7 protein-coding genes are annotated in these 11,631 nt (G+C 73.4%); 3 read left to right on the top strand and 4 right to left on the bottom strand.

The window, feature by feature from the left end; all coding sequences use genetic code 11:
* Positions 1 to 77: 77 nt before the first annotated feature.
* From ACZ60E_RS39495 to ACZ60E_RS39480, 4 genes are all read right to left on the bottom strand, one after another.
* Positions 78 to 650, bottom strand: a complete 573-nt coding sequence (locus tag ACZ60E_RS39495; protein ID WP_469446915.1) for a TetR/AcrR family transcriptional regulator — start codon at positions 648 to 650, stop codon at positions 78 to 80.
* Complete coding sequence (locus ACZ60E_RS39490; RefSeq protein ID WP_469446914.1) at positions 647 to 1,009, bottom strand: DUF1304 domain-containing protein; 363 nt, start codon at positions 1,007 to 1,009, stop codon at positions 647 to 649. The genes ACZ60E_RS39495 and ACZ60E_RS39490 overlap by 4 nt, the downstream gene beginning before the upstream one ends.
* A 126-nt stretch (positions 1,010 to 1,135) precedes the next feature.
* Positions 1,136 to 2,425: a PucR family transcriptional regulator gene (locus ACZ60E_RS39485; RefSeq protein WP_469446912.1), complete on the bottom strand. Its 1,290-nt coding sequence runs from the start codon at positions 2,423 to 2,425 to the stop codon at positions 1,136 to 1,138.
* Positions 2,426 to 2,552: 127 nt separating this feature from the next.
* On the bottom strand, positions 2,553 to 3,986 hold the full coding sequence (locus tag ACZ60E_RS39480; protein ID WP_469446911.1) for an MFS transporter: 1,434 nt from the start codon (positions 3,984 to 3,986) through the stop codon (positions 2,553 to 2,555).
* 299 nt (positions 3,987 to 4,285) lie between these two features.
* Here ACZ60E_RS39480 and ACZ60E_RS39475 point away from each other — a divergent pair, with 299 nt between their 5' ends.
* Genes ACZ60E_RS39475 through ACZ60E_RS39465 form a run of 3 tightly spaced genes read left to right on the top strand, consistent with a single transcriptional unit; the run spans position 4,286 to position 11,608 of the window.
* Complete coding sequence (locus ACZ60E_RS39475) at positions 4,286 to 6,166, top strand: AMP-binding protein (RefSeq protein ID WP_469446910.1); 1,881 nt, start codon at positions 4,286 to 4,288, stop codon at positions 6,164 to 6,166.
* On the top strand, positions 6,163 to 10,581 hold the full coding sequence (locus ACZ60E_RS39470; RefSeq protein WP_469446908.1) for a beta-ketoacyl synthase N-terminal-like domain-containing protein: 4,419 nt from the start codon (positions 6,163 to 6,165) through the stop codon (positions 10,579 to 10,581). The genes ACZ60E_RS39475 and ACZ60E_RS39470 overlap by 4 nt, the downstream gene beginning before the upstream one ends.
* A 13-nt stretch (positions 10,582 to 10,594) precedes the next feature.
* Positions 10,595 to 11,608 carry an alpha/beta hydrolase gene (locus ACZ60E_RS39465; RefSeq protein WP_469446906.1) on the top strand — a complete coding sequence of 338 codons (1,014 nt, stop codon included), beginning with the start codon at positions 10,595 to 10,597 and terminating at the stop codon, positions 11,606 to 11,608.
* Positions 11,609 to 11,631 lie beyond the last annotated feature (23 nt).

Genomic DNA, 11,631 nt, shown 5'->3' with positions numbered 1-11,631 from the left:
GGTGCGCAGTTCCCCGCGCCCCCAAAAGGGGCACGGGGAACTGCGCGAACGGCCCCCACCGGAGCCGCAGGCGAATCTCATCCGTCACCCGCCCCCTCCCACCGCACCGCGTGCAGCGCGACAAGCAGCCGCCATACCTTGTGTGCGATCTCCTCCGGGGAGCCCTCCACGAGGCCGTGGAGCCAGTCCGCGAGGACGCCCGCGAAGGCCGCGGCGACCGCGGAGGCGACGAGCGGTGCCTGCGGCGCACCGGCGAGTTCGCGTTCGGCGAGGCTGCGGGCGCGCAGGTCCTGATGGAGGACGCGCCCCAGCGGCCCCCCACCCCCCGGTGCCAACAGTGCGCGATACAACGGCGCGTGCGCCGGCAGCCCCGCGAAGAATCCGAGCAGAGCGTCCGGCGCCGCCCTGGGATCGGGCCTGCCCCGCCACGCGTGCAGCGCGTCCACGGCGTCGCGTACGACGTCGGCGCAGGCGTCGACGGCCAGCGCCTCCAGGTCGGCGTAGTGCAGATAGAACGTGGCCCGCCCGACCCCGGCCGCGCGCACCAGCGACGCGACGCCGACCTCGGTGAGCGGCCGCAGGGCGCACTCGTCGAGGAGGGCCCGGCGCAGCTTGGCCCGTGTGCGTTCGGCCCGGGGGTCGGAGGTCACCGGGCGACGAGGACGGCGGCGAGGGCGAGTGCGCCGGGCAGGGCCTGTGCGAACAGGATGCGCCGGTTGGCGGTGGCCGCCCCGTACAGGCCCGCGACGACCACGCACGCCAGGAAGAAGACCTGGGCGGCGAAGCCCGTCGGGTCGTCGGCGATCAGCCCCCAGATGAGCCCGGCCGCGAGAAACCCGTTGTAGAGCCCCTGGTTGGCGGCGAGTGGCGCGGTGGCCCGAGCCATCTCCGCATCGAACCCGTGCAGCCCACGCCCCGGCTTCCGCTCCCACAGGAACATCTCCAGAACGAGGATGTACACGTGCAGAACGGCGACAAGGCCGACCAGCACATTCGCGAGCGTCTGCATGGGGGTGGGCTCCTTCAGGGGGTCTGAACATCCTGGACAGATGTCCATGTTTTCTGGACAGGTGTCCACTGTACATGGACAGCTGTCCAGGAAGTCCCCGGAGTCCGCCGCACTCACCCCTGAACGTCACCGCGTACGCGCGGCCCGTCGTAAGTTCTGTGCGCGCAGGGCCAGTTGCATTTCGAACTGGGCCGTCGGGTCGTGGAGCCGGTCGCCGAACAGTTCGTCCAGCTGGCGCATGCGATAGCGGACCGTCTGCGGGTGGACGGCCAGCCGCGCGGCGACCTCGCTCGCGTTGTGCCCGCACTGCAGCCAGCTGAGCAGCGTCTCCGCGAGGCGCTCCCGCTGCGGCAGCCGCACGCCGTCCAGCGGACGCAGATGCCGGTCGGCCATCGCGTCCACCAGGGCCTCGTCGCGGAACAGCAGCAGCGTGGCCAGATGGTCCCGGCAGCGCACCATCTGCGTGTCGGGGAGCACGCCCCGCCGGGCCAGGTCCAGCGCCTCGGTGGCCCACCGCAGCGACCTCGCGCCCTCCTGGAGGGCGACGTTGGGGCCCATGGCGGCCCGCAACCCCTGCAGTGCCCCCGCGACGGAACGCGCCCGCCCGGGGCCCTCGGGGTCGGGGACCACCAGCACGGCGGGCTGCACGTCGAACCGTGCCAGGAACTCCGGCGCCACGATGGGCGGCGGCCCCGCAACCCGTGCCCCTCGGTCGATGACGACCACCGCCAGCGAGCGCGGCACCGGCCACTGCGCGGTGCGCGCCAGCTCCGTGATCGCCGCGACCGACGCGGGCGGATCCACGATCAGCAGGTCGATCAGCCGCGTACGCCGCTGCCGCAGCTCGCCTGCCGCGTGCAGCCGCGCCTCCGTGTACCCGGTCGTCGTCGCGGCCGCCATCTCGTCGAGGTGCAGGAACAGCGCCTCCCCGAACGCGGCCAGCACATGACGCGGCAGCAGATCGGCGTCGACCAGGGCGTTGATGCGGCGCCAGGCCACCCGCGCGCCGAGGCGCAGGGCCGACTGGAACGCGTCGAGACTGCGCCCCTCGTCCGCCTCGCCCCGGCCGATGCGCTGATACGTCGCCCGCACCGGCTCCCCGTCGCTGTCGGGCTCGGCCATCCGCTGCAGGAACCCCTGCAGGGCGTGCTCCACCCCTTGGTGCACGACCTGCATGTACGTGTCGTCCGTCGGCCGCGCGTATTCCGGGATCTCGGTCCTGATCGCCCGTACGACCTCTTCGGTGATGTCGGCGAAGAACGGTCTGAGCTGGTCGTGCAGGCCCGAGGGGAACGACTTGAACGGGCCGTCCACCGCTTCGGCGACGGTGGCGGCGCTGGTGGTGGCAGTGGCAGTGGCGGTGGCGGTCAAGGCCGTCATCCCGGCCTCACTCGCCGGTATGCGGAATCCGTTCACGCGGCGGCTCCTTCCGCACACGGGAAGTGGGGCACATCGACGTTACCCGCGTGCTTTCCGCCCAGCTTCATCGCGGGCTGACAGAGACGCACCCGGGACTTGTCACTTCACGACAACCGCGGGTTCGTCACTTCATGACCAGGGGAGTCCTGGAGCGCGCCACGACCCGCCGTGGACGTCGATGACGGCCGCGGCGGCGCAGCGTCAGCAACGTGACCAGCGCGCCCGCCAGCACACAGCACGCCGCGATCCGCAGCCCCAGGTCGTAGCCCTCCAGGAAGGCGTCGCGCGGATCGGCCCCTGACCGCAGTCCGGCCCGCTCGCGCCGGGTGAGGACCACACCCACCAGGACCACCCCGAACACCCCGGAGACCTCGCGCGCCGCGCTCACCAGGCCCGTCGCCATCCCCATCCCGTCCTGCGGGACCCGCAGCAGGGACCGAACCGTCAGGGGAGTGGTGAGCGCGGACCCCCAGCCGATCAGCAGCAGCCCCGGTTGCAGATCCCAGTACCCGGCCCCCGCGCCCACGCCGGAGACGTACAGCAGTCCGACCGAGACCAGACCGAGCCCGCCCGCGATCGACACATGGGCGCCCAGAGCGCGGGCCGCCCGCCCGGCCACCGGCGTCCCGAGCAGCAGCGCGCCCGCCAGCGGCAGAAAGGCCAGCCCCGCCTCGGTGGGGGAGAAGCCGAGCACCCGCTGGAGGTACAGGGCGGTGAAGAAGAACACCCCGTTGACGCCGACGCCCCACAGCACCTGCGCGAGAATCCCGCCGGTGAGGAACCGGTCGCGCAGCAGCCGCAGTTCGACGAGGGGCCGCGCGGTCCTGGTCTCCACGAGGACGAACGCGCAGACGGCGACCGCCGAGACGGCCAGGCACTGCGGCACGGGCGCGGCGGTGAACCCGTGTTCCTGGCCGCGCACGAGTGCGTACGTGAGCAGATAGAGCGCGAGTACGGACAGCAGGACGCCGGGCACGTCCAGACCGCTGCGGCGGGGCGCGGACCTGGCGGGCACGGCCGGCATCAGCAGCAGGGCGAGCACACCGAAGGGGACGTTCAGCGCGAACACCCAGCCCCAGCCCCACCGTTCGGTGACGAAGCCGCCCACCACGGGCCCCAGCGCCAGCGCCACGGCCAGCGCCGCCGTCCACAGACCCACGGCCGTCGAACGCAGCCGCGCGGGCAGGTCCACCGCGATGACCGCGAGCGAGGCCGGAATGACCAGGGCGGCCCCGACTCCCTGCACCGTACGGGCCGCTATCAGCGCGCCCCCGCTGTCCGCGAGGGCGCACGCCGCAGAGGAGGCGGTGAAGACGACGATCCCGGCGGCCAGCACGGGCCTGCGTCCGCACAGATCGGTCAGCCGGCCGCCGGGCAGCAGCAGTGCGCCGAAACTGAGTACATAGCCGGCGGCCACCCACTCCAGGTCCGGGACCGTCAGGCCCAGTTCGCGCTGCACGGTCGGCAGGGCGACATTGATGACCGTGTTGTCGAGCGTCGTGATGAAGCCGGTCAGGGTGAGCAGGGAGAACAGCGCCAGCAGCCGTGCACGTCCCACCAGCCGCTCCTTCCGCCGTCGCACGGTTCGTCCGCACGGATTGTCGGCGGGGCCAGGGTGTCCGTGCTCTGGCCCACGGCGTGGAACCGGCACCGCGTTTTTGTCAGGGAACTGACAGAACGCGCGAGTCGAACTGTCAGCACGTCCTCTAACCCACCGGTGGCCCACAGGCGGAACCTGGGTCACCGCTCCAAGCCGGTGCCCACGCCGGACCGGTGTCCGTTCGCGGGCGGTGCCCGCCCCACCGGGCACCGCCCGCCGTCCCGATCAGCTCCGCCGCCGACCCAGTTGGAGCCGCCATGACCTCCGGAGCCCCCACGAACTCCGCCGGGCCCGCCGACGACGCCTCCCTCACGGACCATTCCCTCACGGGCCATCTGAGGCACTGGGCCGAACACCGTCCGCAGCAGCGCGCCTTCAGCCATGTCGCCTTTCCCGACAGCTCCTCGGGCGGTCTGCACCGCACCCTCGGCTGGCGGGCCCTGGACGCCCGGGCCAGAGCGGTGGCGGCCCGCCTCGCCACCGTCGCGTCCCCCGGCGAACGGGCCGCCCTCGTCCTGCCCCAGGGCCTGGACTACGTCGCCGGATTCCTCGGCTGCCTGTACGCGGGCGTCATCGCCGTACCCCTCTTCGGACCCGAACTCCCGGGCCACGAAGGCAGACTGGCGGCCGTCCTCGCCGACTGCGAACCGGCCTGTCTGCTCACCGACTCCACCGCGACCCCCGCGATCCGCGACTTCGTACGGGACCGCAGGCTCCCGGAGGTCCCGGTGATCCCCGTCGACCAACTCCCGCTCCGGCGCAACGGGTTCGGCGCGTACGGCGACGGCGGCCGACCGGAGCCGAGCCGGGAGCCGAGCCCGGGGGTGAGCCCCAGGCTGAGCCGGGAGCCGAAGCCGCAGTCGAGTCCGGAAGGTGGCCCGGAAGCGAGTCCGGAACCGAGGCCGCTGCCCGACGACATCGCCTACCTCCAGTACACGTCCGGCTCCACCCGCAGCCCGGCCGGCGTGATGATCAGCCACGCCAACGTCGTCGCCAACGCCCGCCAGGCACTGGACGCGTTCGTCGCCGACCCCCGCACGAGCACGACGGTCGGCTGGCTGCCGCTCTTCCACGACATGGGACTCGTCCTCAGCATCGCCGCGCCCGTCGTGGGCGGCTTCCCGTCCGTCCTCATGGACCCCGCCGACTTCCTCCGCGACCCCGCCCGCTGGCTGCGCCTCCTCGGCTCGTACGAGGGCACGATCAGCGCGGCCCCGAACTTCGCGTACGACTACTGCGTGGCCCGCACGGCCCCCGAGGACGTCGACGAACTCCGCCTGGACCGCGTACGGGTGCTCATCAACGGCAGCGAACCGGTACGGGCCGGCACGGTGGAACGCTTCCGCAGGGCCTTCGCGCCGGCGGGCCTCGCCCCCACGGCGCACTGCCCGGCGTACGGCCTCGCGGAGGCCACCGTCTTCGTGACCGCGAGCCCCGTGGACGAACCCCTCTCGGCCGTCGCCTGCCGGGCCGACGCCCTCGCGGCGGGGCGGATCGAGGTGACGACGGCGGACGACGGACACACGGAGTCGACCGTGCTGGTCGCGTGCGGCACCCCGGTCGGGCAGGAGCTGCGGATCGCCGGCGCCGACGGCGGCGTACTGCCGGCCGGGCACGTCGGAGAGATTCAGCTGCGCGGACCCAACATCGGCCTCGGCTACTGGAAGCAGGCCGGACTCACGGCCGAGACCTTCGGCTTCGGCGCGGGGGAGGACTGGCTGCGGACGGGCGACCTCGGCGCCCTGCACGAGGGGCAGTTGCTCGTCACCGGCCGCCTCAAGGACGTACTCGTCGTGGACGGGCGCAACCACTACCCCCAGGACATCGAGGAGACCGTGCAGTCGGTCGTCCCCCTGGTCCGCCGGGACCATCTCGCCGCCTTCGGAGTGACCCGGCCCGATGCCGTGGGCGAGGAACTCGTGGTGGTCGCCGAGCACCGGCGGGACGCCGACCCGACGGCGGAGGACAGCAGCGCCGCCGAACGCGCCGTACGCGCCGCCGTCTCGGCCCGGCACGGGCTGCGCCTGGGCGCACTGCTGCTCGTACCACCCGGCTCCGTCCCGCGCACGAGCAGCGGGAAGGTGTCCCGCGCGGCCACGCGGACACGGTTCCTCGACGGCGGGTTCGGGCCCCGATGAGCGCGTCGCGCACGGCGGTCCGCGCGCTGGTCGCCGAACGGCTGCACGGCTGGTACGGGCTGCCGCCGGGCGAGTTGACCGACGACCGGCCACTGGCCGAGGCCGGTCTGACCTCGCGCGACGCGCTGGCCCTGACGGCCGCGCTGGGCGAACTGGCGGGCCGGCGGCTGCCGGACACACTGCTGTGGGACGCGCCGACGATCGAAGCGCTGGCGAAGTACCTGGCCGAGGACGAACCGACGACGACCCCCGACCCCGCCCCAGCACCTGCTCCCTTCGCAGTCCCCGGGGTCGCCGTCGTCGGCGTGGGCTGCCGCTTCCCCGGCGGTGTCACCTCCGCCGACGCCTACTGGCGGCTCCTCACCCGGGGTCAGGACGCCGTCGGCACGCTTCCCGAGGGCCGCTGGGACCCCTTCGTACCGGACCCGGCCCAGCTGCCGGACGAGGTGATCCGGCACGGTGCCTTCCTCGGCGGGCTCGACGCCGTCGCCGGTTTCGACGCCGAGTTCTTCGGCATCCCGGCGCACGAGGCCACCGCCATGGACCCCCAGCACCGCATGCTCCTGGAGGTCACCCGCGAGGCCCTCGACCACGCCTGCCTCTCCGCCGACGCGCTCGCGGGCACCCGTACCGGTGTCTTCGTGGGCATCAGCGGCAACGAGTACGCGCACCTCACGACCGCCGACCCCCGTGCCGTGGACGCCTGGACGGCCACCGGCGCCGCCCTCAGCGTCGCCGCGGGCCGCCTGTCGTACGCGCTCGACCTGCGCGGTCCCAGCCTGTCCGTCGACACGGCGTGCTCGTCGTCGCTGGTCGCCGTGCACCACGCCGTACGCAGTCTGACGTCGGGCGAGAGCGACACGGCACTGGCCGCCGGAGCGAACCTGCTCCTGACCCCCGCCGTCACCCTCGGCTTCCAGCGCGCGGGCGCCCTCGCGCCGGACGGCCGCTGCAAGGCCTTCGACGCCGCCGCCGACGGGATCGTACGCGGCGAGGGCTGCGGGGTCGTCGTCCTGAAGCGGCTCACGGACGCCGAACGCGACGGCGACCGCGTCCTGGCGGTGATCCGCGCGACCGCCGTCAACTCCGACGGCCGCTCCAACGGGCTCACGGCCCCCAACGCCGAGGCCCAGCGCGCCCTCCTCACCGAGGCGCACACCGCTCCGGCGAGCGTCGACTATGTGGAGGCCCACGGCACCGGCACCGCCCTCGGCGACCCGATCGAGGCGAGCGCCCTCGGTGCCGTCCTCGGCCGTGACCGCGCCCCGGAACAGCCCCTCCTCATCGGTTCCGCCAAGACCAACCTCGGCCATCTGGAGGCCGCCGCCGGTATCGCGGGCCTGGTCAAGACGGTCCTGGCCCTGCACCACGGCGAGATCCCCGGCCAGCTGCACTTCACCCGGCCGGGCCCGCACGCCGACCTCGACGCGCTCGGGCTGCGCGTGGTCACCTCGCCCGAACCCTGGCCCCGCTACTCGGGCACCGCCACCGCGGGCGTCTCGGCCTTCGGCTTCGGCGGCACGAACGCCCACGCCGTTCTCACCGAACACCGCCCCACCCGTACGAGGCCGCCCGCGGCCGGGACCGCCGAGCGACCCGGGCGGCCCGAGCGGCCCGCGCTGCTCCTGCTCGACGGCCCGACCACCGACCGAGTGCGCGCGTACGCCGGCGAGCTGGCCGCCTGGCTCGACACCCCCGGCAGCCGACGCGTCCGCGACGCCGACCTCGCCCGTACCCTCGCGGGCCGCACCGGCCGCGGCCGGCACCGCGCGGCCCTCGTCACCCGCGACCGCACGGAGACCGTCACCGCACTCACTAGCCTCGCCGACGGCGCCCCCTCGCCCCACCTGATCACGGGCCACGGAGCCCCCGGCGGACCCGGACCGGTGGTGTGGGTCTTCTCCGGCTACGGCTCCCAGTGGCCGGGCATGGGCAGCCGACTCCTCGCGGCGGAGCCCGTGTTCGCGGCGGCCGTCGACCGCCTCGAACCCCTCCTGCGCGAACACGCGGACCTCTCCCTGCGGGCCGGACTGCGCCCCGACGCCGACCTGTCGACCCCCGCCACCGTCATGCCCGTCCTGTACGGCATCCAGGTCGCCCTCGCCGAACTGTGGCGCTCGTACGGTCTGGAACCCGCAGCCGTCATCGGCCACTCGCTCGGCGAGATCGCGGCGGCGGTCGTGTCCGGCGAACTGGACCCGGCGACCGGCGCCCGCACAGTCGCCGTACGCTCCCGCCTACTGGCCCGTCTGAGGGGCGGAGCCATGGCCGTGGTGGACCTCCCGGCCTCCGAAATCCCCATATCCGCGCAGGAGTTCAGGACCCTCCAGGTGGCCGTGCACGCCTCGCCGACCCAGAGCGTGGTCACGGGATCGGCCGAGGACGTCGCGGGACTGGTCGCCCGGGTGACCGAGGCAGGCGGCTTCGCCCGCTCGCTGGGGGTGTCCGCGGCCGGACACTCGCCCGAAGTCGAGCCACTGCTACCGGAGTTCACCAGGGAGCTGGGCGAACTCCGGCCCTCGTCCCCCCGCTGCCGTCGCTACTCCACGGCGCTCGACGACCCCCGGAAGGCCGTCCCCTGCGACACGGCGTACTGGGCGGCCAACCTGCGCAACCCCGTCCGCTTCGCCCAGGCGGTGCGGGCGGCGGCCGAGGACGGACACCGGGTCTTCGTCGAAGTCGCCCCGCACGCCACGCAGTCGCATCCGCTCACCGAGACGCTGAACGACGCGGGGGCGGAGGACGCGCTCGTCGTCCCCACACTGCGCCGCGGCACCGACGACGCGGTGGGCTTCCGTACCTCGCTGGCCACGCTGCTCGTCCACGGCGTGCGCGTGACCCGGCCGCGGGAGGGGCTGGCCCCCGGGGGCCGCATCGTGGACGTCCCGTCACCCCGCTGGCGCCACCGCCGCTTCTGGGCGGGCGAGGAGACCCTGCCCGAGACCCCGCGCCGGGTCGCGCCGGGCCCCGCCGCGACCCCGCTCGACCGACTCCGCCTGTGCGTGGCAGGGGTGATGGGCTACGCCCCCGATCACCTGGATCCCGACACCCCCCTGACAGCCCTGGGCCTGGACTCCCTCACGGCCGTACGCATACGAACAGCCATCCAACAGGAGTTCAACATCGACGTGGCTCCAGCCACGCTCCTGAAACAGGCAACGCTAAGTGTGGTAACGGACCTACTGACGACCACCCCGCCAGAACCACGAACAACCGCCCCGTCAGGGGCGCGGGGAACGGCGCGAGCAACCACATCGAACCCGCACCCAAACGCCCCGACAGGGGCGCGAGGAACGGCGCGAGCAACCACATCGAACCCGCACCCAAACGCCCCGACAGGGGCGCGGGGAACGGCGCGAGCAACCACATCGAACCCGCACCCAACCGCCCCGACAGGGGCGCGGGGAACGGCGCGACCAGCCACAACGAACCCGCAGCCAACCGCCCCGTCAGGGGCGCGGGGAACGCCGCGAGCAACCACAACGAACCCGCGCCCAAAGGCCCCGTCAGGGGCGCGGGGAACGGCGCGACCAGCCACAACGAACCCGCACCCAACCGCCCCGCCCGGGGCGCGGGGAACGGCGCGACCAGCCACAACGCACCCGCACCCAAAAACCCTGCGCACCTACCCCTCCACCGGCGGAGCCACCCCCCTCTTCCTCGCCCACGCCGCAGGCGGCGACGCCACCGTCTACACCCGCCTGGCAGCAAGCCTCGAAGCCGACCGCCCGCTGTACGGGTTCGACAGACAGGCGGAACCAGGCGACGTACCGGGCCGCGCCGCGGAGTTCGCCCGACGCATACGGGAGACGAGCCCCGACGGCCCATGGACGATCGGCGGCTGGTCGTACGGCGGCCTGGTGGCCCAGGAGGCGGCCGGACTCCTCACCCCCCACGGCGCAGTCCGCGCCCTCATCCTCCTGGACTCCGTCCTCCCCCTCCCCGCCACCGTCCCTCCGGCCGAGCAGGCCCTGCGCCACTTCCAAGGCTTCGCCACCTACGTGGAACGCACGTACGGCACGGCACTGGACCTCCCGTACGACGAACTCGCCGACCTCGACGACTTCGACGACACCGCAAGGATCGACCTCGTCATCAAGGTGCTCAGGGACACCGTCGAGCTACCGGAATCGGTCCTGGAACACCAGCGGAGCTCCTACCTGGACCTGCGCAGCGGCGAACGCCACCGTCCCGGCGGATACGCGGGCCGCACCCTGCTCTACCGCGCGAGCGAACCCGCCCCGCACACCGTCCGGGACCCCCGCTACGAGCGCGAGGACGCGACGCTCGGCTGGGACGCGCACTGCACCGACCTGACCGTGGTCCCGCTGCCGGGCCATCATCTGTCACTGCTCGACCCACCGGTCGTCGACCACCTGGCCCGGTTGCTGACACGCGATCTGCGGGACTCCTGAAGGGACTTGCCCCATGACTCGTAAGCGCAGATGTGCCGCTCTCGCGGTGACGACGGCCCTGCTCGGCACGGGCGTCGTACTCACCGCCCCGCCGACGGCCGCCGCACCCGCACCCGCCGCCCCCGTCGAAGCCGCCGCCCCCCTCGCGAAGGCCGCCGCGACCGCCACCGTCGTGGGCGAGACATGGCTCGACGCCCGGACCGTCGACCTCACGATCGCCTCCCCGGCGGCCGGCGCCTCCCTGCCCGTACGGGTCGTCCTGCCGACCGGTTACGCCGCGCAGCCCGACCGCACCTGGCCCGTCCTGTATCTCCTCCAGGGCGCCCACGACGACTACACGTCCTGGACCAGGGAGACGGACGTCGTCGACTTCCTCGCCGGGCAGGACGTCCTCACCGTGATGCCCTCGTCGGGGCCCACCGGCATCCCCACCGACTGGTGGAACTACGGAAGCGCGGGCGCCCCGGACTACGAGACGTTCCAGGTCGACGAGTTGATGGGCGTGCTGCAGCAGAGGTTCCGGGCCGGGACGAAGCGTGCCGTCGCCGGCGTGTCCACCGGCGGCTACGGCGCCCTGGCCTTCGCCGCACGGCACCCCGGCACCTTCGGCGCGGCGGCCTCGTACAGCGGGATCCTCGACACCACGGCCCTCGGCATGCCGACCGTGCTCAACGCCATCGTCGCCCGGGAGCTGCTGCTCCCGCTGACCCTGTGGGGCAGCTACCTGTTCAACCGGGACAACTGGAACCGGCACAACCCCTACGCGCAGGCACGCGCCCTCCAGGGCACCGGGCTGTACATCTCGCAGGGCAGCGGTCTGCCGGGCGGTGACTTCGGCAATCTCGAAGGCGCCCTGCTGGAAGGCACGCTCTGGGCTCAAGCCCACCGTTTCACCGCGCAGTTGGACGCTCTGGGCATCCCGGCCCAGGTGCACTTCTACAGCGGGGGAGCGCACGCCTGGCCGAACTGGCGGCAGGAGTTCAAGGCGTCCTGGCCGACGCTCGCGCAAGGCCTCGGCCTGAGCTGACCCCCGGTCCGAGCGGACCCGAG

Source organism: Streptomyces sp. NPDC102514 (assembly GCF_055584525.1).
This window is presented reverse-complemented; position numbering and strand designations above follow the sequence as displayed.